Source organism: Afifella pfennigii DSM 17143, assembly GCF_000688515.1.
Lineage (GTDB): Bacteria > Pseudomonadota > Alphaproteobacteria > Rhizobiales > Afifellaceae > Afifella > Afifella pfennigii.
This window is the reverse complement of record NZ_JHZK01000001.1, coordinates 294,401-318,474: the sequence shown is the minus strand read 5'-3', so window position 1 is coordinate 318,474 and position 24,074 is coordinate 294,401. Positions and strand designations below refer to the sequence as shown.

Sequence of the window (24,074 nt, the reverse complement as noted above, 5' to 3'; positions counted from 1 at the left end):
GCAAGCCCAGCAAGAGGTCTTAAGCCAAGTGACAGAGAAAACCGCCGAGAGCCGACAAGCCCGCCCCTGGGAGGAGATGGATAGCGGCGTCATCCGCCACCCGATCCCGGTCGACCAACTCGGCCATGCCAGGATCGAGCCGGCCGGCGCCTTTACGGCCGGCTCCTATGCCTCCTTCACGCTGACCTATACGGCCGGCACCTTCGGTATCGACGATTCCGGCAGCCTGCGCGTCTGCTTCCGCTTCGCCTCCGACCAGGGCAACCCGCAATTCGACGATCCCGCCGGCGCCAATTACTGCACGGTGGAGGCCTCCAACGGCGCCGTCCTGCAAGTGCGGTGGGATCCCAAGGGCAATGTCCGCCCCTGGGACCGCACGTTGTGGATCAAGGTCGTGAAGGGCTATCTGAAGGAAGGCGACCAGATCGTCATTCGCTTCGGCGTCACCGACCATGGCGGGAAGGGCATGCGGCTGCAGACCTTCTGCGAGGACACCTTCGAGTTCCGCGTCCTCGTCGATCCCATCGCCACCTTCAACTTCCAGACCCTGCCGGAACAGCCTGCGATCGCCATCGTGCCGGACGCACCGGAGCGCTACGTGGCGGTGCTGCCGACGCGGCGGCGGCCAGGCGAGAAGTTCTCTCTGAAGGTGAAGGGCGAGGACAAATGGGGTAATCCCTCCGACCGCTGCGATGCCGTGCTGACGGTGGAGGCGAGCAGCAAGATCGACGGGCTGCCTGACGCCATCGAGATGAAGCCCGGCCCGTTCGCGTTCGAGCTCGAAGGCCTTTCGGTCGCCGAGCCGGGCGAGGTTTCCGTGTGCCTCAAGGACGCAGCGGGCCGGCTCGTGGCGGAGACCAATCCGCTTGTCGTGGAGGATGTGCGCCTCATCCATTTCTGGGGCGATCTGCACGGCCAGTCGGAGGAGACGATCGGCACCGGCTCGGCGCGCGCCTATTTCGCTTTCGCCCGCGACCGCGCCTTCGTCGACGCCTGCGGCCATCAGGGCAACGACTTCCAGATCAGCGACGCATTCTGGGCCGAGCTCGGGCGCATCACCCGGGAGTTCGACGCGCCGGGCAGCTTCATCGCCCTGCCGGGCTACGAATGGTCCGGCAACACCGCGCTCGGCGGCGACCGCAACGTTTTCTTCCCGGTCGAGGACCGGATCATCCGCCGGTCCTCGCACGCCCTCATCGAGGATCGGGCGACGGCAAAATACGATTGCACGACGGCCGGCGAGCTTTTCGAGGCGTTCGCGGAGGCGGGCGAGTTCGACGTCGTGTGCTTTGCCCATTGCGGCGGGCGCTACGCCGATATCGGGATCGCCCATGACGGGCGGTTCGAGAAATCGGTGGAGGTGCACTCCTCCTGGGGCAGCTTCGAATGGCTTTTGCACGACGCGTTCGCCTTCGGCTACCGCGTCGGCGTCGTGTGCAATTCCGACGGCCACAAAGGCCGGCCGGGGGCAAGCTACCCCGGCGCCGGCAAGTTCGGCGCCATCGGCGGGCTAACCTGCTATCTGATGGAGGAGCTGTCGCGGCCGGCGCTGCTCGACTGCCTCGCCAAGCGCCGCCACTACGGCACCACGGGCGGACCGTGCGGGCGGCCGGTGATCGACCTCAAAGCCAGCTTCAGCGAGGAGGGCACGCTCTATCACGACGATCCGGCGCTCGGCCCGGCCGAGGGCAGACCGGCGCGCGAGGCGCTGATGGGCGACATCGTGCATCTGCCCGCGGGCGAGCTCGAACTCTCCGTGTCCATCGCCGCGAACTCCTCGGTGGAGCGCGTCGACATCTTCAACGGCAGGGAGCTGGTTGAGACGGTGCGCCCCTACGGAGAGAAGGATCTGGGCCCCCGCATCCGTCTTCTGTGGGAAGGCGCGGAATATCGCGGCCGCTTCCGCGAGGTGATCTGGGACGGCACGGCGCGCTTTGAGGGCAACCGCATCCTCTCCGCAAGGCCGGTCAATTTCCTCAACCGCGACAAGAGCCTGGTGCAGGAAGGGCCGGACAAGCTCTCCTGGAAGGCGCTGACGACCGGCAATTTCGGCGGTTTCGACGTCGATCTGGAAAGCGGCGAGGCGGGGGGTCTCAGCCTGAAGACGCCGCTTATCTCCTTCGACCTGCCGCTCGCCGAGATCGGCTACGAGGACAAGGTCTTTGATGCCTCCGGCGAGCTGCCGCGCTTCGTCACCGTCTTCCGGCTGCCGGCCGAGAACGCGCATCGCCATCTTGCCTTCACCCGCAAGGTGGCGCTCAGCGAGAAGGGCGACAACGCCGTCTATATCCGCCTGACGCTGGAGGACGGCACCCGCGCCTGGACGAGCCCGATCTACCTTTATCGCTGAGTAGGCTTCGCCCGCCCCTGCCGGGCCGGGACTATTCGGCTTCGGCGAGGCGGGCGAGGAAGGCGGCGAGCACCCGGCATTTGCCCTCCAGGCTCGCCACCTCGATATATTCCTCGTCGCTATGGGCGCGGGCGCCATGGGCGCCGAGCCCGTCGAGGGTCGGGGTGCCGGCGGCGGCGGTCAGATTGCCGTCGGAGGCGCCGCCGGTCTCGGCCGTGGCGAGCGGGTAGCCGACCTCCTCGGCGACCGCCTGCATCTTCTCCACATAGGCGGCCGCCGCCGGGCTCAGCTCCATCGGCGGACGATGGAAGCCGCCGGAAAGGCGGGTCCTGGTGCCCGGCACGTAGGCGATGCGCACCGCCGCCTCGATGCCGGCAGTGACGCGGGCCTGCTCCTCGGCGTCGGTGACGCGGCAATCGACCGAAAGCGTGGTGCGGCCGGGCACGACATAGGGCTTGGTGCCGCCCCGGATGACGCCGGGCGTCACCGTGGTGCCGGCGGTCTCCTCGTTGAGGGCGTTGATCGCCAAGACCTTATAGGCGGCCTCCACGATGGCGTTGATGCCGTTCTCCGGCTCCGCCCCCGCATGAGCCTCGCGGCCGGTAATCTCCAGCTGGAAGATGGCGACGCCCTTGCGGGCGACGGCGATGGCAGGGCCTTGCCGCCCCGGCTCCAGGACAAGAGCAAGGTCGTGGCGCCTCGCTTCCCTCTCGATCAGCTTGCGCGAGGCCGGCGAGCCGATCTCCTCGTCGCTGTTGAAGATGAAGGTGACTGGCAGCGGCACCTCGCCGAGCGCCTCTCGTAGCGCCTGAAGGGCGAATAGGCCGATGGCGAGGCCCCCCTTCATGTCGAGCACGCCGCAGCCGGTGGCGCGGCCCCCGTGGACGCGGAAGGGGCGCTCGGCCGTGGTGCCGGCGGCGTAGACGGTGTCGAAATGGCCGACCATCAGAATGCGCGGGCTCTTGCCCTTGCTCTCCAAGCGGCACACGCGGTTGTCGGCGAAATCGCTCTGCTTGTCGCGCCGGCAGGTCATGCCGAGGCTTTCCGCCTTCTGTTGCAGAATATCGCCGACGCGGTCGGTGAGCTCCTTGTCCTCCGTCGGGGAATCGAGATTGACGATTTCCTCCAGGAAGGAGACGAGTTCCGGCTGAAGCGCCTTCACGGCGCCGGTGATGGCCTCAAGCTGCATCTTGTGCCCTCGCCAGGGATTTGAAGCGGAAACGAAGACTGCCATCCTCGCCGCGGCTCAGGAAGAGGCTGCCGCGCCATTTGCCATCCTCGCGCACGGGAAAATCCTCGCGGAAATGCGCCCCGCGGCTTTCGGTGCGGGCCGCGGCGGCGGCCAGCGACAGCTCCGCGGTCGCCGCCAGGGAGAGAAGCTCGTGCCAGGGCCGTTGGGCCTTGAGGCTTGCCGGGCGGGCGGCGGCCATCTCCTCGCGGAGCGCGCGCACCTCGTGGAGCCCGGTCTGCAGCGCCTTTTCGTTGCGGATGATGCCGAGGCTGCGGTCGGCGATGCGGCGGAGACGGGCGAGCTCGTCGGCAAGACGGGTTTCGTGAAGATCGCCGTCGCCGCCGAGCCGGGCCCTCTCCTCGCGCAAAGCCGCCTCGATGGGTGCGGCCTTCGGCGCGCGAGCCTTCTTGGCGGCGTCGCGCCCGGCCCTGGCGCCGAAGACCTGGGTCTCCGGCAGGGCGTTGGAGTTGAGGCGATTGGCGCCGTGGATGCCGCCCGCCACCTCGCCGGCGGCATAGAGCCCGTCGATGCTGGCGCGGCCCTGCGCGTCGACGGCGACGCCGCCCATCCAGTAATGCGCTTCCGGGGCGACGATGAAGGGGTAGCCGCGGTAGTCGATGTCCAGCTTGGCGAGATACTTCACCAGCTTGGGGTTGGAGCGGGCGAAATCCTCCTCGCCGAGCGGCGAGAGGTCGAGGCGCGCGCCGCCCTTCACGCCGCGGCCGGCGCGGATCTCGTTGAAGATGCCGCGGGCGGCGACGTCGCGGGTGGTGATTTCGGCGCCGTCCGGATTGAAGGCCTGCATGAAGCGCTCGCCGGCCGCGTTGTAGAGCCTGGCGCCGAGGACGAAGGTGGAGGGCTGCACCGACACCCGCGCTTTGTCGAAGGGGTCGATGCAGCGCCAGGGATAGAATTGGACGAACTCCATATCGCGCAGCGCCGCCCCGGCCGAGGCGGCAAGGGCGAAGCCGTCGCCGGTGACGTCGTTGGGGTTGCTGGTGACGGAAAAGAGCCGGCCCGCCCCGCCGGTCGCAAGGAGGACGGCGCCGGCGGCGATGCCGAGAAGCTCGCCCGTCTTCTGGTCGAGGGCCAGGGCGCCGGCGATGCCGGCATCGCCGAGAACGAGCCGGGTGACCATGAGGTTTTCCAGCGCCGTGATGCCGGCCTCGCGCGCCCTTTCGGCGAGCGGCAGCGTCAAATCCGTGCCGAGATGGTTCGGGGTGAGGAGGACGCGGGCGCGCGAATGGTCGCCGCTCGGCGACAGGCGGAAGCCGCCGTCCTCGCGCAGGAAATGCCCGCCGAAGCCTTCCAGAGACAAGGCCTCGGCCGCCGCCTCGCCGCAAAGGGCGGCAACCAGCGCCGGCTCGCCGATATCGGCGCCGCCGGCAAGCGTGTCGGCGGCGTGGCAGGCGGGGCTGTCGCCGGTTCCCTCCAGCGCGGCGGCGTAGCCGGCGGTGGTCATGGCGGAGGCGCCGCTCTTGCCGAGCTTACCCTTGACGGCCAGCGTGACGCTGGCACCGGCGGCGCGCGCGGCGATGGCGGCGCGAAGCGCGGCAAGGCCGCCGCCGACGATGAGGATATCCGTCTTGAGGATGTCGCCCGCCATTGCCGTCCCCCTATCGCCTTTGCCGCCTCAGCACCGGGCGAGCTCGCGCGGGGCGGAGGTGAGCGCCTCCACGCCGGTCTCGGTGACGAGCACGGTGTGGGAGAAGCCAAGGCCCGCCTTGCCGTAGAGACGCAGCGCGATGGGGATGTGGAAGGTCATGCCCGGCTCCAGCACCGTCGGGTCGTCTTCCTTGAGGCTGGCGATGGCCCCCTCCACCCAGCTGGAGAAGCCGATGCCGACGGAATAGCCGGCGCGCTTGCGGTAGTTCTCCCAGAGGCCTTCGCGGACGATGATGTCGCGCGCGGCGCGGTCGACCTCGGCGGAGGTGGCGCCCGGCTTCACCGCGGCGATAGCTGCCTGAAGGGCCTCCAGGCAGACCTTCGCCATCCTGTCGACTTCCGGCGAGGCATCGCCGACGACGGCGCCGCTCATCAAGGGGGCGTAGTAGCGGTTATAGACGCCGGACAATTCGATGAGCACCGCGTCGCCCTGGCGGAGCGTGCGGCGCATATAGCAGGTATGGGGGATGCCGGAGCGCTCGCCGGTGGTGACGATCGGATCGCGGGTGAGGTATTCCGAACCGGCGCAGGTCATGGCGTCAAAGGCGGCCGCGGCGATGTCGTTGTCGGTATGGCCCTCGACGATCTGCGCAATCGCCGCTTCCGTCCCGATGTCGGAGAGGCGGGCCGCCTCGCGCATATAGGCGATCTCCTCTGCCGATTTCTTCGCCCGGCAAGGCTCCACCAGGCCGGAGCCGTCGACGAGGCGGGGCAGCGCCGCCGTCAGCTTGAGATAGGTGGCGACCTGGAAGAAATAGCTTTTCTGCTCCACACCGACCGTGCCCGCCGCGAGGCCGCGGCTCTCAAGCTCGCGCAGGGTGACGGCGACGGGGTCCTCGGTGTCGTCCCAGGCGACGATGTCGGTCACCCAGGCGTAGCGATAGGCGAGCATCGTCTCCAGGTAGCGCAGGATGAGGAAGGGCTCGCCCTCAAGCGGCACGACGAGAAGCTGGTAATTGTGGAAGCCGAAGGTCTGGTAGCCGGAGACGTAATAGATGTTCTCCGGACCGGCGAGCATCAGGGCGTCGACACCGCGCTTTGCCATCTCATTGCGCAAAGCGGCGAGGCGGCCATCATATTCCTCCATTGAGAAGAACAGCTCTTTTTCGATCTTGTCGAAGGGCATCGGCGGGTCCTGGCGCTGTCAGGCGGGAAGGGGGCGTGCGGGCGTCGGAGCGGGTCCGTGCAGGCGCAGGGCTTCCTGCGCAGAGAGCAGGCGCACGCCGCGTGCCTCGGCGTGACGCAGGAAGGCAATCGCCTGCCTGCGCCAGGTCGGATCGGCGATGCCGAAGCCGTGGGCGAGGAAGTTGACGAGCTCGGGTCGGCCGCGCGCGGCGCCGCGCGCGGAAATGGCGTCAAGGACGCGGATGAGACCGGCAAGATCCGTGCGCTCGTTGAAGAGGTAGTTGCGGTCAAGCTCGGCGTTCTCGCCGTCCCAGCCGAGCGGCACTTCCAGGACCGGCAGGCCCTTTCTGGAAAAGAAGTCCGGCTCGGCGGCGGCAGCTGGCCAGTCGATGGAACGGCGCTTGTCGAAAAGGCCCGGCCCGGCGGAAAGATCGAGACCTATTCCCGCCTCGGCGAGGATCGCGGGAAGGGCGGGATGGAAGGAGAAGCTGCCGGAGCGGAAGGCGGCGAGGGGGATCTGCGCGGCGCGGGCGCGTTGCAGCGAGGCGGCAATGACCTGCCGCAGATGCTTCTCGTCGTCGTAGAAGGTGGTGCCGTTGGCGCGCTCCTCATGCGGATGCAGCGCCAGCGCCAGGCCCGCCGCCACAAGGCGCCGCCAGATCGCCGGATAGGGGCCCTGGAAGAAGTCGCTGCGGTAGCGCGGGCTAGTATGCAAGGTGACGACGGCGCGCCCGCCCGTCTCGGCGACCGCGACGTCATGGATCGTCTCAAGGCGGGTGCGCATCAGCGTCGCGTCGGGCGGCGCGGTGCTGGCGGAAGCGGGATAGAAGCCCTTGCCGCCGCCTGCCTCGCTCGGCGGGTCGGCGTCGATCAGCCAGATGAGATGCACCTCGCCCATCGCCGCCTCAGCCTGGCGGGAAGTCGGCGATGGGGGTCAGCGCGGCCTCGTCGACATCGATGCCGAAGCCGGGCGCGTCCGGCAGAACCATGGCGCCGCCTTCCACCTTGAGGCCGGTGAAGGGCTGGGCGGCGACGCGCTGATAGCCCCAGAGCTCGCAGGAAAAGGGGTTTGCGGCGGCGGCGCAGTTGAGGCCCGCCGCCGTCGCCAGCATGCCCTCGTCCATCTGGCCGATCATGTAGGGCATGCCGGCCGCCTCGGCGGTGGCGATCATGCCCATCAGCCGGCGGATGCCGCCGGCCTTGCAGAGCTTGAAATGGAAGCCGTCGACGGCGCGGGTCTCAATCAGGCGCAGAAGCTCCTGCGGCGTGCCGCAGGATTCGTCGGCGATGACCGGGGCGGCGACCGCCTCCTTCACCGCGCGCATGCCGGCAAGGTCTCCGGCGGCCACCGGCTGCTCAATCCAGGCAAGATCGAAGCGCTCAAGAAGCCGCAGCGCTCCGATCGCCTCTTTAGGTCGCCAGCCCTGATTGGCGTCGACGGCAAGAAGCGCGTCCTTGCCGGCCGGGTGGTCGTCGAGGACCCGGCGGATGGCTTCCAGGCGCGCCAGGTCGCGCTGCACCGGGCGCAAGGCGACGCGCACCTTGATCTTGGTGACGCCGGCATCGAGATAGCGCCTCGCCTGGTTCGCCGCTTCCTCTGGCGGGCAGAAGGGCAGGGTGCCGTGGAAGCGGATGCGCCGCGCCGTGCCGCCGCCAAGAAGCGCCTGCACCGGCACGCCGAGCCGCCTGGCGATGACGTCGTGCAGGGCTACATCGACGACGGCCTTGGCGGTGGCATTGCCGAGGATCGCCTTGTCCATGAAGGCCAGCACGTCGGCGAGGCTGGCAAGGCGGGCCTCAAGCAGGCGCGGCGCGAGCACCTCCGTCAGCGCGGCGAGGACGCGGCCCGGCGTCTCGCCGGTGACATAGGGAACGTTGCCGCGCATCTCGCCCCAGCCGGCGATGCCGTCCGCATCGGTCAGCTTGACGAGGATCTCCTGGAGGCGGTCGATACGGCCGGAGGAGGCGTGCTCGAAGGGCTCGGCCAGGGCGAGGTCGGCGCGGAAGATTTCGATGCGCGCGATCGGGGCGGGGCTCATTTGCCGCCGCCGAGAAACTTGAAGACGCCGACGGTGCGGTCGAGCGCCACGAAGAGGACGACGCCAGCCAGCGCCAGCATGAAGGAGATGGCAGGGATCGCCGGGGTCATGCCGCCCACATACATGCGCTGGAACATCTCCACCGGCAGGGTGCGCTCGCCGATGGAAGACAGGAAGAGCGCCATCGTGACGTTGTTGAAGGAGAGGATGAAGGTGAAGATGAAGGCCGCGATCATGCCGGTCTTGAGCTGCGGTGCGATCACCTCGGCGAAGGTCCGCGAGGGGCCGGCGCCGAGGATGGCGCTGCTCCATTCCAGCCGCTTGTCGAGCGAGGTGACGCTGACCAGCACCGTGCGGAAGGCGAAGGGTATGGTGATGATGAGATGGGCGACGACGAGGCCGAGGAAGGTCTCCGCCAGACCAAGTTTCTCGAAATAGACCAGCAGCGCCAGGACGAGGACGATCTGCGGGATCATCTTGGGCCCGATGATGAGCGTTTCCATCGCCGTCTGGCCGTAGAGACGGCCGCGCTCGATGGCGAAGGCGCAGGGCAGGCTGATGGCGACGGCGGCGATGGCGGCGGTCAGGGCGAGGACGAAGCTGCGCAGGATGGATTGGACCAGCAACTCGTCCTGGAAGGTGGCGAGGAACCATTGCAGGCTGAGCCCCTCGGGCGGGAAGCGGATGATCCCGGCGGAAGTCAGCGCCACCGGCAGGCTGATGAGGACCGGGGCGGCCATCAGCGCAACGACGAGATAGACGAAGATGCGCAAGGCGAGCATCACACCATCTCCCATTCGCCGCGCCGCGTCAGCCGGTTGGTGAGGGCGATGAAGGCATAGGTGATCACCGCCACGACGATGAGCAGCAGAAAGGCGAGCGCGGAAGCCATCGGCCAGTTGAGAAGCTCGCTGGCGAAGGAGAAGATCGACAGCGGGATGACCTGGGCGCGCGGGCCGGCGATGAGGATCGGCACCAGATAGGAGGAAACGGAGAGCGAGAAGACCAGGATGGCGCTCGCCACGATGCCCGGCATGGTGAGCGGCAGAAGCACGGTGCGCAGGATCTGGAAATTGGAGGCGCCGGCGATGCGCGCGGCGGCGATCTTGTCCGCCGGCACGTGCTGCAGCGAGGAGACGAGGATGAGGATGGCGAAGGGCAGATGCTCCCAGGTGAGCACGGCGACAAGCGCCCAGAAGCTCCTCAGCCAGCGCAGCGGCCCGTCGATGAGGCCGAGCGCGGTCAGCGCCTGCTGAAAGACTCCGAAGGGCAGAAGCAGGATGTACCAGCCGAGGATGCCGACGATGACGTTGACGAAGATCGGCAGAATGCAGGCGACGGAGATGAGGGTGCGCTCCCAGCCGCTGGTGCGCGAGAGATAGAAGGCGACGGCGTAGCCGATGAGAAGGGCAAAGACGGTGCTGTAGACGCCGAGCTGCACGGAGTTCCACATCATCTGCAGATAGAAGGGATCGCCGAGGATCTTGGCGTAGTTGGCGAGGGTGAACTCGCCCGCCTCGCCGCGCGGCCCGCCGGTGAAGGGCGCAAAGCTCACCGACAGAAGATCGATGAGCGGGATGACGAAAAAGACGACGAGCAGAAAAAGCAGCGGCGCCAGAAAGGCGAACCAGCCAAGACGCAGGCGCCGGCGCGGCGGGGTCTCGCCGGGCAGGACGCCACCGGCACTCGTCACGTCCCGGCCTCCGTTTCCTCGGGCGCGTTGAGCGCGATGACGCTCGCCTTGGGAACGACGATCTCGGCGGCCTCGCCGCGCCGAAAAACGCGGCCGTCCGGCTGGGGCAGCGCCAGAAGATGGATTTGCGCATCGCCGGCGGAAAGCTCGTAGGTGATCGAACTGCCCTTGAAGATGCGGTCGGTGACTTTCGCGCTCCAGCGGCCCGCCTCGGCGGCATCGGCTCCGCCCGGCTGGGAACCGGCAGCGGCGATGGCGAGCGATTCCGGACGCAGCGCGATCACCGCCTCGCCGCCTTCGCGCCACCAGGGCGCGGCGGGGGCGACGAGCGACAAGGGGCCGATGGCGAGCTTCGCCTCGCCGGCCGACAACGCCTCCACTCTCGCCGTCAGAACATTGGCGTCGCCGACGAAGGTGCAGACGAAGCTGGTGCGCGGATCGGCATAGACGTTCATCGGCGTGTCGATGCGCTCAATGCGCCCACCGCGCATCACCGCGATGCGGTCCGACATGACAAGCGCCTCTTCCTGGCTGTGGGTGACGAGAAGGGTCGTCACGCCGAGGCGCTCGTGAATGCGCTTCAGCTCCACCTGCATCTCCTTGCGCAGAGCCGCGTCGAGATTGGAGAGAGGCTCGTCGAGGAGGAGTAGGTCGGGCTCGGTGACGAGCGCGCGGGCGAGCGCCACGCGCTGCTGCATGCCGCCGGAGAGCTGGGAGGGGAACTTCGTTTCGGTGCCGGGCAGGCGGACGAGATCGAGCATCTCGCCGACACGCCGGCGGAGGGTCGTCTTGTCTCCGGTGCCGGCCATGCGCAGGCCGTAGGCGATGTTGTCGGCGACGCTCATATGCGGAAACAGCGCCCAGGACTGGAAGACCATGCCAAGGCGCCGGCGCTGCGGCGGCAGGTCGTTGGCGATGATGCCGCGCAGGCAGACGGTGCCGGTGTCGGGCGCGAGGAGACCGGCGACGATGTTGAGCGAGGTGCTCTTGCCGCAGCCGGAGGGGCCGAGCAGGGTCAGAAACTCGCCCTCGGCGATCTGAAGGTTGAGATCCTTCAGGACGGGGAGGGCCTGGAAGGACTTGCTGACGTTGTGCATGCGCAGGATCGGCCGGGCGGCCGCTTCCGGCGCCGATGACCGGGGCTCGTTCAAAGCCGGGGCGCCGGCGCCCGGCGCCTGCCGCGCCTGTGTGTCCGGGCGAGCAAGGCCGGTCAGAGGAGAGCGCAAGGCGGCCGTCTTCGTGGATGGCATCTTTCGGCCCCGGATATCATGCGAGCTGCGGGCAAGGGACCCGGCCGATTGTCCGGCCGGGCCGTTTGTCAGGCGCGGCTATTGCATCTCGCGCTGCCACCTCTCGATCCATTCGGGGCGGTGCTTGGCGATCTCGCGCCAGTCGAAATTGACCAGCTTGTCGAAGTCGTTCGGGCCGAGGTCCATGTTCTGCCTGTCCTCGTCCGACAAGGCTTCCCAGGCCGCCGGCAGGGGGCTGGCGAGGCCGCCATTCTTGATGCGCTGCAGCTGGAAGTCCTCGCTGTAATAGAGATTGAGGTACTCGTAGGCGGCATCCTCGCAGGGGGCGCCCTTGACCAGGGAGACGCCGCCGCCGACGAGCGGCCCGCCTTCCTCGGGCATCACCCAGCGCAGCGGCAGGCCCTGGGCGCGCAGCGCCGGCGCCATGTTGGAGCCGGTCGTGCCCATCCAAACCTCGCCGAGCTGCATCAGATTGGAGAGCTCGGAAGACCAGGTGTGGACGGTGTGCATGTTGTCCATCAGCGATTTGGCCTTGTCGAAGCCGGCCTCAATGTCGCTCTCGCCGCCGCCTTGCATCTTCGACCATTGGACGAGGGCGGCGGTGCCCCAGGTGCTGGCGGGGGCGGTGATGGAGATGCGGCCCTTCAGCTCCGGGCGCGACAGGTCCTCCCATGAGGTGGGGGGCGGGATGTCGTTCTTCTCAAACTCCTCCGCGTTGTAGAGAAGGCCGACGCCGATGACATTGGTGGCGAGGATGTTGGTCTCGCCCTCCGGCGTCTTGGTATAGGCCCAGTCGTAGAGGTTTTGCGCGTTCGGCGCGCGCGACAGGTCGATGGGCGTGCACAGGCCCTGGTCGCAGGCGGCGATGCCGACGGCGACGTCCCAATGGGCGATGGTGATGCGCGGCTGCGGCATCTGGGCGGAGATGCGCTCCACCATATTGGCCGAGCCGATGGCTTCGGCGACGAGGTCGACGCCGGTCGCCTCCTTCAGCCGCGGGGCGATGTAGTCCATCACATCCTCGCGGTGGTTCGGCGAAATACTGAGAAAGACCTGCATTTCGGTGCAGGCGTCCTGGGCCTTGGCCGGCGCTATGGAGCCGGTGGCGGCTGCGAGGGCCGCGGTGGCAACAATGGCAGTAGCGATCTTCATCGTGACACCCCTCTCGGTGGCTTATGCCTTTATTCCCGCAGATATTTAACGGCAGGCCGGACAGGCCTGTCCAGAGAGATTTTGCATTTTATTGAGCAAATGCGCCAATCAATGTACGTTGCCGCGGTCGTGTTCGCGGTCGAGACGGGACGATTCGACGGTTGCTCGGCCGGCAAGCGGAAGCGACGAAAATGCTTCACAAGTAGAGTATTATTTCACGCATCTAATGCATATTTCTTTGTCGTGGCTTGCGTAAAACAAGAGCTTCTGCTCACCGATTGGGCGGAAATATGCTTCCTGGAGTGGCGGCCGGCCCATCGGGAGGGCAGGAAATGAATTGTACTAAAATCGTAAATTAATACAATGAATGATGCCGATGCCGGCGGCGCGCTCGGCTAACGGTCCGAGCGCGGCGAGGCCCGGGGACCGTCGAGCTGGGCGGCCTCGCCAGCAAGAACAGCGACAATGCGCCCCGCGATCTCCTCCGCCGTGCCTCGCAGAGCGGCTTGCGAGGAGCCGGCGATATGCGGCGTCAGGATGCAATTGGGGGCGCGCAGCAGCGGGCAATCCTTCCGCATGCCTTCCTGCGCGAAGACATCGAGGCCGGCGCCGGCGAGCCGGCCCTGCCTCAGCGCGTCGGCCAGCGCCGCCTCGTCGAGGAGATCGCCGCGTGCCGTGTTGAGGAGGATGGCGCCGGGGCGCATCGCACGGAGTTCTCCTTGCCCGATCATGCCGCGCGTGGCCGGACGCAAGGTCCGGTGCAGGCTGACGATATCGGCTTCGGCGAGGAGGGCGTGGAGGGAGGCGGCGCGGCGAAAACCGGCAGCTTCGATCTCGCCCTCGCCGGCGCTGTCGCTGAGGACCAGCACCTTCATGGCGAAACCGGCCCGGCCGATCGCGGCAACGCGCCGGCCGATGCCGCCGAAGCCGACGACGCCGAGCACCTTGCCGGCGAGGTCGCCAATGGAGGCGTGGTGCTTGAAGGCGAAATCGCCGCGCCGCGCGGCGGCATCGGCGGCGGCAAGCCGCTTGGCAAGGGCGAGCATCAAGGCGAAGACGTGCTCGGCCACCGCCTGGCGGTTGGCCTCCGGCGAATTGACCACGGCGATGCCAAGGCGGGTGGCGTGCGCCACGTCGATGGCGTCGGTGCCGACGCCATGCGAGCCGATCACCTTAAGGCGCGGTGCCCGGTCCATCGCCTGCGCGGCAAGGCCGAAGCCACGGGTGATGACGGCATCGGCCTCGGCGATCTCGGCGGCGACGATTTCCGCCTCGGGGCGCGTTGCAAGGCGCACCGCAATCCCGGCCGCCTCAAGACGCTCGATGCCTGCCGGGTGGATCGGCTCGGTGAGGAGGCAAAGGCTCATGGCATCGCCCGCATTTGGCCCCCGCCGTTCAGAGGATCGAGCGGCCCCTGCCGCCGTCGATGGCAAGGGTGGAGCCGGTCATGAAGCCGGCCTTGCGGGAGGCGACGAAGGCGACGAGCTCGGCGAACTCCTCAGCCGTGCCGATGCGCTTCAACGGCATGTCGCCGGCGATGCTTGCCGTCGCCTCTGCCCGCGACAGGCGCTCCTGGCGCATCAAGGCGTCGATGCGGGCGGCGACGCGGCCGGTGTCGAAATAGCCCGGCGCGACAGAGTTGACGCGGATGTTCTCGCCGGCATGAGCCTGCGACAAGGTCTTGGCGAGCCCGGCCACGCCAAGGCGCATGGTGGTGGAAAGAAGCAGATGCGGCGGCGGCTCGCGGATGGTGGCGGAGGTGAGGAAGACGATGTCGCCGCCGCCGGCCTGGCGCAGCAGGGGCAGGGCGCCGCGGCTGAGGCGTACCGCGCTCATCAAAAGGAGCTGGAAGGCTTCCTGCCAGGCCGCCTCGTCAAGCTCCTCCAGGCCGCCATAGGCGATATGGCCGGAATTGACGATAAGGATGTCGATACGGCCGAAGCGCTCGGCGATATCGGCGAGGAAGCGCTCGATATCGGGCCCGCAGGCGAGGTCGGCCGCAACCGCCAGGACCTCGCCGCCGAGGCCCTCAAGCCCGGCGCGCGCCTCGGCGAGCGGACCGGCGCTGCGCGCGCAGATCGCCAGACGGCAGCCCTCGCGGGCGAGGCGCTCCGCGCAGGCATAGCCGAGGCCCCGGCTTGCCGCCGTCACCACCGCCACCTTGCCGTGAAGACCGAGATCCATGCCGTCGCTCCTTCACGCGATCCGCGCCACGCCCTCGGCCAGAAGCCGGGTGGCGGCGGCGAAATCGTCCATCTCCATCGCCTCGTCGGGATTGTGGCTGCCGTTGCGGTTGCGCACGAAGAGCATCAGGCTCGGCACGCCGGCGCCGGCGAAGGTGGCGGCGTCGTGGCCGGCACCGCTCGGCATGACGAAGCGCTCCAGGCCGAGCGCGTCCTTGGCCGTCAGGAAAGTCTGTATGAGCGTTCTATCCATGAGGGCCGGGGTGGAGCCGGTCGGCGGCCCGGTGTCGATGCGCACCCCGTGCTCGGCCGCCACCTCGTCGACATGGCGGTGGGCGAGGGCGCGCGCCGTCTCCAGCGTCTTCGCCTCGTGGCTGCGTATATCAAGCGACAGGCTGACCTCGCCGGCGATCTTGCTGAAGGCATGCTGGGCCGGGTCGGTGTAGAACTGGCCGAAGGTGAGGGTGAGGTCGCGCCCCTCAGCCTCCAGGCGCAGCCATTCGCGGTGAAGGCGGGTGACGAGATCGGCGGCGGCGACCACCGCGTCGTGGCGGTACGCGCGCGGCACGGCGCCGGAATGGGCGTATTCGCCGAGAACGCGCATCTGCCGATAGCGGAAGGAGCCGCGGATCCCGTCGACGAGGGCGACGGGCCGGTCCGCCTCAATCAGCACCGGCCCCTGCTCGATATGCAGCTCGACATAGGCGCGGATCGTCTCCGGCCGGATCTGCGGCACGCCGGCGGCGACCTCCTGCGGCCGCAGGCCGAGATCGCGCATATGCTCGGCAAGGCTGCTGCCGGTATCGGAGCGCGCAAGCTCCAGCGCCTCGGGCGGCAGCAGGCCGAGCGCCATCCTGGAGCCGATATAGGAGAAGGGGAACCAGTTGCTCTCCTCCGCGCGCAGGGCGAGGACGGCAAGGTCGTCGGCGAGGCTGCAGCCCGCCCGGCTCCAGGCGGCGGCGATGGCAAGACCGGCGAACACGCCGGCGGCGCCGTCGTAATTGCCGCCCATCGGGACCGAATCGAGATGCGAGCCGAGCAGGATCGTCCGCCCCGTCGCGCCGTGGCCGGGAAGGGTGAGATAGAGATTGCCGCCGGCGTCGACGTGCTTTCGCAGCCCCGCCGCCTCCCCCTCGGCGGCGACGAGATCATGGGCGCATTGCTCGCCTTCGCCGAAGGCGGCGCGGGTGACGCCGCGCCCGTCGGCCGTCTGACGGCGCAGGCGCTCGAAGAGGCGCTCGGCGAGGCCGATATCGGGCTCCGGCGCGGTGGCGCCAGGCACCGCCGCGGCGGTCGGGATGCCGGCGCCGCCGCCCACCGCCTCAGACCTCGACCAGATCGCGCGCGATGGCGCTGAGGGTGCGCGGCGCGCCGTCGCGCACAAGCACCGTCTCACTGACGGCGACGGTGAACTTGTTGTAGGCGCGCAAGGTGATCGGCACATGGAAGGCCATGCCCGGCTGGAGCGGCACGTCGACGCCGCGGAAGAGGCTGAGAATATTGCCCTCGCCCCAATCGGGGGCGAAGGAGATGCCCATGCTGTAGCCGCTGCGCTTGCGGTAGCCCTCCGTATAGCCGGCCCTGTCGACGACCCTCTGCACGGCGTTGTGCACATCGGCGCAGCTGTTGCCGGGGCGCAGCTCGTCGATCGCCGCCTGAAGGCCCTCGGCGCAGACCTTGTACATGTCGCGGGCAAGCTCGGGCACCTTGCCGACGGCGACGGTGCGGAAGAGGGCGGCGTGGTAGCGGTTGTAGCTGGCGGCCGTCTCCAGGACCGCGATGTCGCCGGGCTCGATGCGCCGGCGCAGCCAGGTGGTGTGCGGAATGCCGGAGCGCGGGCCTGAGGTGACGAAGGGCTCCATGCCGACATATTCGGAGCCGGCGGCGATCGCCGCGCCCATGATGGCGGCGGCGATGTCGTTCTCGCTGGCACCGGCGAGGGTGGCGGCCAGGCCCGCCCGCATGCCGGCATCGTTGGCGCGGCCGGCCTCCTCCAGCTGGGCGATTTCCAGCGCCGACTTCACCCGGCGCAGCGGCTCCACCAGGCCGCTGCCGTCAAGGAGCGGGCCGCATTCTTCGACGAGGCGCTCGTAGAGAGCGACGGTGAGGAACCAGGCATTGCGATCGATGCCGACCTTCCTGCCGAGCCAGCCGCGCTCTCTCAGGGCGGCGGCAAGCGCCTCGGCGGGCGCCACGTCGTCGGCATAGCCGGAAATGTCGGCGAGGAAGGTCTTGAGGCGCGCATTCATCGCTTCCAGGCCGCGCAGGACGAGGAAGGGGGCGCCGGAGGCCGGCACGCAAAGCGCCTGGAAAGTGTAGTAACCGGGCGTCTGCTGGCCGCAGAGATAAAAGATGTTCTCCGCCCCGCACAGAACCAGGAGGTCGAGGCCGCGTTCGGCCATCGCCTCGCGCAGGGCGCCGAGGCGCCGCTCGTACTCCTCTGGCGGGAAGACGGATTCGGCGCCCTGCGGCACCTCCTTCATGAGCTCGGCAAGTTCGCTAGAGGGCACGGAAAGCTCCTATGTGCGCGGCATGGCGGGAGATTTGACGACCTTTCATCCGATAAATTGTATCAAGATGTTGTAATCGTGCAATTTGGCTCGAATCGATAACGGGTAGAGGTTGTAATTTGAGCTTTTCGATATGTGCGTGTCGATGCCTTTCAAATTGCTCGCGGCGCGTCGCCTTGGCAATTGCGGGAAAAAATGGGAGCGTATATCCAGGGTAGAATCTTCTATTCAGGGGCGAAAGTCTCACCTGCGAGGAAACGAATGGCTCCGCAAAAGAGGGCGAAACACAACCGAAGCGGTCCCGACAGCCGGTACGTTCTTGCCAATCAGATTCTGGATATCGTGCGCGACCGCCGCCTGGAGAAAGACGAGCGGCTGGCGGAGGTGGCGCTTGCGGAGCAACTCGGCGTGTCGCGCACGCCGGTTCGCGCCGCGCTGAAACTCCTGGCGCGCGAAGGCATCGTGCTCGCCCGCCCCAATCAGGGCTTCTCGCTCCAGAAGGGCTGGACGGAGCTGAAAAGCACCATCCTGGCGGCGCCCAGCAGCAGCGAGGACGAGCTTTATTTGAAGATCATCGGCGGGCGGCTTGACGGCACCATCCCCAAAAGCGTCACCCAGGCGAGCCTTCTGGAGCAATTCGACGTTAGTCGCGCGGTCTTGCTGCGCACGCTCTCGCGCATGGCCGAAGAAGGGCTCGTCACCAAGAACAAGGGCCGCGGCTGGACCTTCCTGCCGGCCATCGACACGGCCGTGGCGCTCAGGAACAGCTACGATTTCCGCCTGGTGGTGGAGCCGGCCGTCTTCGAGCTGGAGACCTTCGAGATCAACATGGTGGCGCTCGATCGCGCCCGCTCGCGACATCTGTGGCTGTTGGAGCAGGGCGACGACCTCAACGCCACCAGCCAGCAATTGTTCGAGGTCGACGCGCAGTTCCACGAGATGATCATGGGCTTTGCCAATAACAGCTTCTTCCTGCAGGTGGTGCAGCACCAGAACCGCTTGCGGCGGCTCCTGGAATACCAGGGCTATTGGGATCTGCGGCGGGTGCGCACCTGGGTGAGCGAGCATCTGGAGATCCTCGACGCGCTCTATGCGCAGGATCTGAAGAAGGCGGCGGAGCGGATGCGCAAGCATCTTGGCAACGCCTATAGCGCCGCGGTGAAGCTCGGGGTCGCCAAGGGCTCGGAGAGCGCCGGCCGCAAGGGCGAGCGCCGGCCCGCGCGGCGGAGCGTCAAGACGCAGCAGGCGGTCGCCGGCGGCCGAACCTGACGACATTCGCGGCCCGGCGCGAGGCCGCCCGCCGTGGCTTGACAGGCGCCGGCGGCGTTGTACCGTCTGCGCAATAAAGCACAATTCGGCGGGAGCTCCCTATCAGGAGAAGCGGTCCGCCGGCGGCGGGGCTCCGATACGGGGTCGGGCACGGTGCGGCTCGAAGGGGGAGGCATGGCGGAAGAGCTCGATGCGGCACGCATGAAGGGCGATCTCGCCCGGCTGGTGGCCATCGACACGCAGAACCCGCCCGGCCGCGAACGGGAGGGCGCGGCGTTTGTCGCCGATCTCCTGCGCGCGGCGGGATACGAGGTCACGCTCGACGAATTCCGACCCGGCCGCAGCAATGTCGTGGCGCGGCTTGCCAACGGCGCCGGGCCCAGCCTTGCCTTCAACACCCATATCGACGTCGTGCCGGCGGGCGAGGGCTGGAGCGATCCGCCCCTCAAGCTGACGGAGCGCGAGGGGCGCCTTTACGGCCGCGGCGCCTGCGACGCCAAGGGACCGCTCGTTGCCATGGTGGAGGCGATGCGGATGCTGGCGGGCGAACGCGCGAGTTGGAGCGGCACGCTCATCGGCGTCTTCGTCGCCGACGAGGAGGTGGCGAGCGCCGGCGCCCGGCATTTCGCCGCCGGCGCGCCGCGCATCGACTATGCCGTCATCGGCGAGCCGACCGGCAACGCCACGGTGATCGCCCATAAGGGCAGCATGCGGCCGATCGTGCGCGTGCACGGCGTCTCGGCGCATTCCGGCACGCCCGATCTCGGCACCAACGCCATCTTCCAGGCCGGGCGCCTCCTGCCTCTCATCGAGGCCTTCCACCACGACGTGGTGCGTCATCGGGCGCATCCGCTGGTCGGCCAGGCGAGCCTGACGGTGACGCGGATGAATGGCGGCGTCGCCGACAATGTGGTGCCCGATCGCTGCGAGATGATGCTCGACCGAAGGCTGGTTCCCGGCGAGGACGAGGAGACGGCGAAAGCGGAGATCGCCGAGCTTCTGGTGAAGGCCGAAAAGAGCGAGGGCATCCGCGCGGAAATCGTGGAGTGGCGTCCGACGACCGGCGGGGCGGCGGAAACCGATCCCGGCGAGCCCATCGTCGCCGCCAGCCTTGCGGCCGGCCGCCGCCATGGCGCCAAGGTCCTGGAGCCGCTCGGTTTCGCCGGCGGCTGCGACCTGGTGCATTTCAATGCCATCGGCGCCAGGGGCGTCGTCGTCGGGCCAGGCTCCATCGCCGCCGCGCACAAGCCGGACGAGTTCGTCCCCATTGAGGAGTTCGTCGCCGCCGCGCGCATCTATCGCGACATCGCAGCCGCCATGCTTTGCGGCAGCCCAGCAAGAGCTTCTTGAAGCTTTGGCCCGCCGGCCCGGCGGGAAAACGAAGGATTGCGACATGAAGGATATCGCCGAGAGCCAGGAAAGACTGAAGGGCCTTTTCAATATCGCCGTCACGCCCTTTGCCGATGACGGGACGATCGACTTTTCCGCGCTTGAGGAAAATCTCGGCCGGGTCATCGACCTTGGCTATGACGGCATCCTCATCGGCGGCACCTATGGCGAGTTTCCGACGATGCGCCTTGAGGAGCGCGCCGAGCTCTTTGGCCGGGTGATGGAGCTCGTCGGAGACCGGCTGCCGGTGATGCTGTGCACGGCCGATTCCGATCCGCGGGCGGTGGGCGAACTGACCGAGCTCGCCAGCTCGCTCGGCGGCGCGCCGATGGTGACGGCGCCCTATGTCTCGGAAGTGACGGAGGACCAGATCGTCGCCTTCTTTCAGGCGATGGCGCCGCGCTCGCGCACCGGCATCGTCATCTACAACGCGCCGGGCATCGGCATCACCCTGTCGCCGGGCGTGCTGGAGCGCCTTGCCGAAATCGACGGCATCGTCGCCCTCAAGCAGGGCGATCTGTCGCCGACGGCCATCGACGTCCTCGCCAGCCGCCTGAACGGCCGGCTGCGGCTTTTCTGCGCCTCCGACCTGGCCTTCCTGGGACCGCTCAGCGCCGGCTTCGACGGGCTGAGCTCCACCAATAGCTGCGCCTTCCCCGAACTGATCCGGGCCGCCTATGCGGCGCTCGCAGCGGACGAGGCGGCGCGCGCGGGCGAGTTGCAGCGCCTTTGGTATCCGTTTCGCGCCATGGCGCGGCGCCACGGCCAGCCGCAGAGCACCAAGGCGGCGATGAATCTGCGGGGCTTTCGCGGTGGGCGGGTGCGCCCGCCGCTGCGCGACCTGGATGCGGGGGCAAGGCAAGAACTGGCGCCGGTCGTGGCCGCCATCGCGGAAGCCTCCGCCGGTATCGGCCGCAGCAACGCGGCCTGAGGGAGCGATAAGATGGATCTGGGAATCGGCGGCAAGACGGCGCTGGTGCTCGGCGCCGGCGGCGGGCTCGGCGGCGCCATCGCCACGACCCTGGCGGAGGAGGGGGCCAAGGTGGCCCTTGCCGACCACAGCGAAGATACGGCGAAGGCGCATGCGGAGGCGATCGAAAGGGTGGGCGGCACGGCCATGGCGCTCTCCTGGGAGCTCGCCGATCTCGCCGCGATCGACGCCAAGGCGCGGAAGGTGGAAGAAGCGCTCGGGCCCGTCGATATCCTCGTCAACATCACCGGCGGGCCGCCGCCGACGCCGGCCGCCGGCAACGAGACGGAGCTGTGGCGCAGCGAGTTCGAGGCGATGATCCTATCCGTCATCGCCATCACCGACCGGGTGCTGCCGGGCATGCGCGCGCGGGGCTGGGGCCGCATCGTCACCAGCGCCTCCTCCGGCGTCGTCTCGCCGATCCCCAATCTGGGCATCTCCAACGCCCTTCGAATGACGCTTCTCGGCTGGTCGAAGACCCTGGCACGGGAAGTGGCGGGCGAGGGGGTGACGGCCAATATCGTGGTGCCCGGCCGCATCGCCACGAAAAGGGTGCGCTTTCTCGACGAGAAAAAGGCCGAGCGGGAGGGCCGCACGCCCGAAGAGGTGGAAAGGGCGAGCCTTGCCGCCATTCCGGCCGGGCGCTACGGCGAGCCGCGCGAATACGCCGATGCCGTCGCCTTCCTGGCCAGCAAGCGCGCCGCCTATATCACCGGCTCGATCCTGCGCGTCGACGGTGGCCTCATCGCCAGCATCTGAAGGCGCGCGGGGCCGCGCCAGCGCGGCCTCGCCGGCGAGGCGCGTCTTGTGCCGGCGGGGCAGAGCCTCAGCCTGAGGCGGCGTGGCTCGGGGTTTCCTGCTGGTGCCCCTGGGAGCGACGGATGCGCCCCAGAAGACCCCGCCCGGACATCAGGAACGGCATGGGGTCGCTCATCCAGAAGACCGGGAACACCTGCGGCAACGCCATAAGGCTGCGCAGCCAGCCCAGGAACGACAATTCCCCGCGCCGGCGCAGCTGGAGGAAGGCGAGAAAATCGCGGGGAGGGCTGACCATGCCCAGCCGGGGATTGAACTTTGTCTGAAGGGGCATCCGCTGACCGGTCAGATAGCGATAAAGAACCCAGTCGATGGACAGCCCCGATCGCACCACGAGCTCGTGGCCGGCGACAAACCTTGTGTTGTTCTCGATGACCTTCAGGATGCCGTCGCGCGGGTCGCGCTTGAACTCCACCTGGCCGATCCCGCGGAAGCCGATCCCGGCGAGAAACCGGCGGCTCGCCTCGGCGACCTCCGGAACGTCGTCGGTGCGGTGGGAGGTGGCGCCGCCGCGATTGGTCGGGTAGCGCCGCACGATGCGCTTGGTGAAATGGTAGAGGTATTCGCCGTCCTTATCGATATAGGTGTAGTAGCTGCACAGGAGGTTGTCCGGGCCAGGGATCATCTCCACGATCATCACCTCCTGGCCGGCTTCCCATGCCTGGCGGACGCGCGCGCGCAGCTCCTCGACGCCGTCTTCCACGATGAACAGCTTGCGGCCGAAGATGCGGGCGAAGTGATGCGAATGGAGGGGCTTGACCATCGCCGGAAAGCGGACGTGGCCGAGGGCCTCCTCCAGATCCGCCTCGGTCTTCACCTTCCAGAACTCCGGCACTCCGACGCCGACCGACCTGGCCATCTCCAGCGTCTTCTGCTTGTCGAGCATGGCGAGATGCATCTGCGGATCGAAATCGTCGAGAATGTATCTTTGCGCCAGCTCGTCGCGGTGCTTGCACACGAATTCGATAGCCTCGTCGTTGCAGGCAAAGACAATATGCCCTTCGAATTCGTGCCCGCGCAGAAGCGTGTCTTCCCAGAATCTGAGTGGCGCGACGTCCTCCGGGACGGGCACGGAACGGTGGCAGTGCCGGGAATACATGCCGAGGCAGTTCGGCGGACCGCTGACGGAAACGCGCACGCCGTAACGTGCGAGATTGCGAACGACGGAGAGCGTGTTCTCCCGGCCGCCGAGGCAAAGGACCGGGGTGGAGGTGTCAATGCTCATGAACGAGGGAATCCGATGGGGTGAGGGGTTCGCCTACGATGGCCTCGAAATAGGAACGCTCCAACTCGGCGGCGCTCTCCAAGCTGCTGCGGCTCAGCATCGCCTCGCGGGCGCGCCTGCCGACCTGCGGGTCGAAGTTCTCCAAGACCCATGAAAGCCTTTCCGCGATGGCTTCGGCATCGAAACCCTCGGTCAGATAACCCGTCACGCCGTCGGTAATGAGCTCGCAGGCCCCGTCGGTCGGGGTGCAGATGCAGATGAGACCGGCGCCCATGGCCTCGATCAGCGATTTCGGCATGCCCTCGCGCGTGGAGCACAGAACGCAGAAGGTGTAACGGCTGTAGAGGGCGAGGAGTTCATGATTTGGAACGACGCCCTTGAAATTGACGCGCGCAGCCTCGCGCTTCGCCAAGGCGCGAAGCTCTTCATCCAGCGATCCGCGCCCGTAAAGGTCGACCTCGACATCAAGCTTCGCGCTGGCGCGGATGAGGGCCTCGATGTTCTTCACCGGCTCCAGCCGGCCGACATAGAGGATAGGAAGATCGCGGCTGTAGGCCTGGACCGGATCGCAATGCGCCATGTCGATATAGCTCGGAAGCAAGTTGATCTGCGCCTTCGAGGAATAGCGCCGATAGTAACCCTGCATGACGGAGGACGAGACGACCGTCATGTCGGAAAAGCGCACCAGCAGGAACTCGATGACGGAGGCGAGCCAGTATTTGAGCGTGGCGTTCTCCGAACGGAAGCGCACGGAGAGCGGATAGCCGAGCCTGAACAGCAAGGGCCGCCGAAAGAGCGCCTTGGCGATGAGGGCGGTCCAGGAGCCGGTCACCTGCGCGGTCTTGTAGGCCGTCGCGCGCGCCAAGACCTTCCTGTGAACGAGCGGCCCGAGCAAAGAGTAGAAGAGGGCGCTGAAAGGGCCGCGCCAAGACGCGGGCGGCGCCAGGACATGCAGCCGCGGATGGACTTCGCCCTTCTCTTGCAGGGCTTGCAGGTCCTGCGGGTCGTCCCGGCCGTACATGAACCAATAGACGTCGTCGAACGTGCCGTCGGCGATCAAGCGCTCGTAAATCGCCATGTTGCGCAAGAGCAGCCCAAAACGCTGGCCCCGCTCGATGGTCGCCCCGAACTCGGTGAACAGCACGAGGCTTCGTCCTGCGCGCGCCATCTCGTTGCAACTCCTGCGTGCTGGTCCTGGCGAGAAGAG

At 67.8% G+C, this 24,074-nt stretch carries 20 protein-coding genes; 5 read left to right on the top strand and 15 right to left on the bottom strand.

Features of this window, described 5'->3' with window-relative positions; all coding sequences use genetic code 11:
• The first annotated feature begins 28 nt into the window (after positions 1-28).
• Positions 29-2,350, top strand: a complete 2,322-nt coding sequence (locus Q331_RS0101565) for a DUF3604 domain-containing protein (RefSeq protein ID WP_084174595.1) — start codon at positions 29-31, stop codon at positions 2,348-2,350.
• Positions 2,351-2,381: 31 nt separating this feature from the next.
• Here the strand turns inward: Q331_RS0101565 and Q331_RS0101560 are convergent, their stop codons facing one another.
• From Q331_RS0101560 to Q331_RS0101500, 13 genes are all read right to left on the bottom strand, one after another.
• A complete protein-coding gene (locus tag Q331_RS0101560; protein ID WP_034490584.1) occupies positions 2,382-3,539 on the bottom strand; it encodes a M20 family metallopeptidase in 1,158 nt (385 codons plus the stop codon).
• A complete protein-coding gene (locus tag Q331_RS19480; protein WP_051630319.1) occupies positions 3,529-5,187 on the bottom strand; it encodes an FAD-binding protein in 1,659 nt (552 codons plus the stop codon). Before Q331_RS19480 ends, Q331_RS0101560 begins: the two co-directional genes overlap by 11 nt.
• Before the next feature lie 27 nt (positions 5,188-5,214).
• The gene (locus Q331_RS0101550; protein WP_034490582.1) at positions 5,215-6,372 is read right to left on the bottom strand and encodes a M24 family metallopeptidase; all 1,158 of its coding nucleotides are present in this window, start codon (positions 6,370-6,372) and stop codon (positions 5,215-5,217) included.
• Between the two features lie 18 nt (positions 6,373-6,390).
• Complete coding sequence (locus Q331_RS0101545; RefSeq protein ID WP_026379216.1) at positions 6,391-7,269, bottom strand: polysaccharide deacetylase family protein; 879 nt, start codon at positions 7,267-7,269, stop codon at positions 6,391-6,393.
• Between the two features lie 7 nt (positions 7,270-7,276).
• Entirely contained in the window at positions 7,277-8,410 is a 1,134-nt protein-coding gene (locus Q331_RS0101540; protein WP_026379215.1) for a mandelate racemase/muconate lactonizing enzyme family protein, read from the bottom strand.
• On the bottom strand, positions 8,407-9,192 hold the full coding sequence (locus tag Q331_RS0101535; protein WP_026379214.1) for an ABC transporter permease: 786 nt from the start codon (positions 9,190-9,192) through the stop codon (positions 8,407-8,409). The genes Q331_RS0101540 and Q331_RS0101535 overlap by 4 nt, the downstream gene beginning before the upstream one ends.
• A complete protein-coding gene (locus Q331_RS0101530; RefSeq protein WP_026379213.1) occupies positions 9,192-10,103 on the bottom strand; it encodes an ABC transporter permease in 912 nt (303 codons plus the stop codon). The genes Q331_RS0101535 and Q331_RS0101530 overlap by 1 nt, the downstream gene beginning before the upstream one ends.
• A complete protein-coding gene (locus tag Q331_RS19475) occupies positions 10,100-11,353 on the bottom strand; it encodes an ABC transporter ATP-binding protein (RefSeq protein WP_051630317.1) in 1,254 nt (417 codons plus the stop codon). The genes Q331_RS0101530 and Q331_RS19475 overlap by 4 nt, the downstream gene beginning before the upstream one ends.
• A gap of 78 nt (positions 11,354-11,431) precedes the next feature.
• Entirely contained in the window at positions 11,432-12,505 is a 1,074-nt protein-coding gene (locus Q331_RS0101520) for an ABC transporter substrate-binding protein (RefSeq protein WP_026379212.1), read from the bottom strand.
• Positions 12,506-12,900: 395 nt separating this feature from the next.
• Positions 12,901-13,872, bottom strand: coding sequence for an NAD(P)-dependent oxidoreductase (locus Q331_RS19470; protein WP_051630314.1), 972 nt, complete (start codon positions 13,870-13,872; stop codon positions 12,901-12,903).
• Positions 13,873-13,900: 28 nt separating this feature from the next.
• Complete coding sequence (locus Q331_RS0101510; RefSeq protein WP_026379211.1) at positions 13,901-14,689, bottom strand: SDR family oxidoreductase; 789 nt, start codon at positions 14,687-14,689, stop codon at positions 13,901-13,903.
• Positions 14,690-14,701: 12 nt separating this feature from the next.
• A complete protein-coding gene (locus Q331_RS0101505; protein WP_169738451.1) occupies positions 14,702-16,006 on the bottom strand; it encodes a Zn-dependent hydrolase in 1,305 nt (434 codons plus the stop codon).
• Between the two features lie 4 nt (positions 16,007-16,010).
• The gene (locus Q331_RS0101500; protein ID WP_322786480.1) at positions 16,011-17,198 is read right to left on the bottom strand and encodes a M24 family metallopeptidase; all 1,188 of its coding nucleotides are present in this window, start codon (positions 17,196-17,198) and stop codon (positions 16,011-16,013) included.
• Positions 17,199-17,459: 261 nt separating this feature from the next.
• Between Q331_RS0101500 and Q331_RS19465 the strand changes: the two genes are divergently transcribed.
• The 4 genes from Q331_RS19465 (at position 17,460) to Q331_RS0101480 (ending at position 21,585) form a co-directional block, all read left to right on the top strand.
• Positions 17,460-18,467 (top strand): GntR family transcriptional regulator, encoded by a 1,008-nt coding sequence (locus tag Q331_RS19465; protein WP_084174589.1) that lies wholly within the window; start codon positions 17,460-17,462, stop codon positions 18,465-18,467.
• Positions 18,468-18,641: 174 nt separating this feature from the next.
• Positions 18,642-19,817: a M20 family metallopeptidase gene (locus Q331_RS0101490; protein ID WP_026379208.1), complete on the top strand. Its 1,176-nt coding sequence runs from the start codon at positions 18,642-18,644 to the stop codon at positions 19,815-19,817.
• A 43-nt stretch (positions 19,818-19,860) separates the two neighbouring features.
• On the top strand, positions 19,861-20,787 hold the full coding sequence (locus Q331_RS0101485; RefSeq protein ID WP_026379207.1) for a dihydrodipicolinate synthase family protein: 927 nt from the start codon (positions 19,861-19,863) through the stop codon (positions 20,785-20,787).
• Positions 20,788-20,799: 12 nt separating this feature from the next.
• On the top strand, positions 20,800-21,585 hold the full coding sequence (locus Q331_RS0101480; RefSeq protein ID WP_026379206.1) for an SDR family oxidoreductase: 786 nt from the start codon (positions 20,800-20,802) through the stop codon (positions 21,583-21,585).
• Between the two features lie 67 nt (positions 21,586-21,652).
• On the opposite strand, the gene Q331_RS19460 is transcribed toward Q331_RS0101480, so the two are convergent.
• Positions 21,653-22,867 (bottom strand): carboxylate--amine ligase, encoded by a 1,215-nt coding sequence (locus Q331_RS19460; RefSeq protein ID WP_051630312.1) that lies wholly within the window; start codon positions 22,865-22,867, stop codon positions 21,653-21,655.
• A complete protein-coding gene (locus Q331_RS0101470) occupies positions 22,857-24,035 on the bottom strand; it encodes a glycosyltransferase family 4 protein (protein WP_026379205.1) in 1,179 nt (392 codons plus the stop codon). The genes Q331_RS19460 and Q331_RS0101470 overlap by 11 nt, the downstream gene beginning before the upstream one ends.
• Positions 24,036-24,074 lie beyond the last annotated feature (39 nt).

Coding starts and splice junctions, on each gene's coding strand:
- Q331_RS0101560 (WP_034490584.1), bottom strand. CDS start 3,539: ATGCAGCTTGAGGCCATCACCGGCGCCGTGAAGGCGCTTCAGCCGGAA.
- Q331_RS19480 (WP_051630319.1), bottom strand. CDS start 5,187: ATGGCGGGCGACATCCTCAAGACGGATATCCTCATCGTCGGCGGCGGC.
- Q331_RS0101550 (WP_034490582.1), bottom strand. CDS start 6,372: ATGCCCTTCGACAAGATCGAAAAAGAGCTGTTCTTCTCAATGGAGGAA.
- Q331_RS0101545 (WP_026379216.1), bottom strand. CDS start 7,269: ATGGGCGAGGTGCATCTCATCTGGCTGATCGACGCCGACCCGCCGAGC.
- Q331_RS0101540 (WP_026379215.1), bottom strand. CDS start 8,410: ATGAGCCCCGCCCCGATCGCGCGCATCGAAATCTTCCGCGCCGACCTC.
- Q331_RS0101535 (WP_026379214.1), bottom strand. CDS start 9,192: ATGCTCGCCTTGCGCATCTTCGTCTATCTCGTCGTTGCGCTGATGGCC.
- Q331_RS19475 (WP_051630317.1), bottom strand. CDS start 11,353: ATGCCATCCACGAAGACGGCCGCCTTGCGCTCTCCTCTGACCGGCCTT.
- Q331_RS0101520 (WP_026379212.1), bottom strand. CDS start 12,505: ATGAAGATCGCTACTGCCATTGTTGCCACCGCGGCCCTCGCAGCCGCC.
- Q331_RS19470 (WP_051630314.1), bottom strand. CDS start 13,872: ATGAGCCTTTGCCTCCTCACCGAGCCGATCCACCCGGCAGGCATCGAG.
- Q331_RS0101510 (WP_026379211.1), bottom strand. CDS start 14,689: ATGGATCTCGGTCTTCACGGCAAGGTGGCGGTGGTGACGGCGGCAAGC.
- Q331_RS19465 (WP_084174589.1), top strand. CDS start 17,460: ATGGCTCCGCAAAAGAGGGCGAAACACAACCGAAGCGGTCCCGACAGC.
- Q331_RS0101490 (WP_026379208.1), top strand. CDS start 18,642: ATGGCGGAAGAGCTCGATGCGGCACGCATGAAGGGCGATCTCGCCCGG.
- Q331_RS0101485 (WP_026379207.1), top strand. CDS start 19,861: ATGAAGGATATCGCCGAGAGCCAGGAAAGACTGAAGGGCCTTTTCAAT.
- Q331_RS0101480 (WP_026379206.1), top strand. CDS start 20,800: ATGGATCTGGGAATCGGCGGCAAGACGGCGCTGGTGCTCGGCGCCGGC.
- Q331_RS19460 (WP_051630312.1), bottom strand. CDS start 22,867: ATGAGCATTGACACCTCCACCCCGGTCCTTTGCCTCGGCGGCCGGGAG.
- Q331_RS0101470 (WP_026379205.1), bottom strand. CDS start 24,035: ATGGCGCGCGCAGGACGAAGCCTCGTGCTGTTCACCGAGTTCGGGGCG.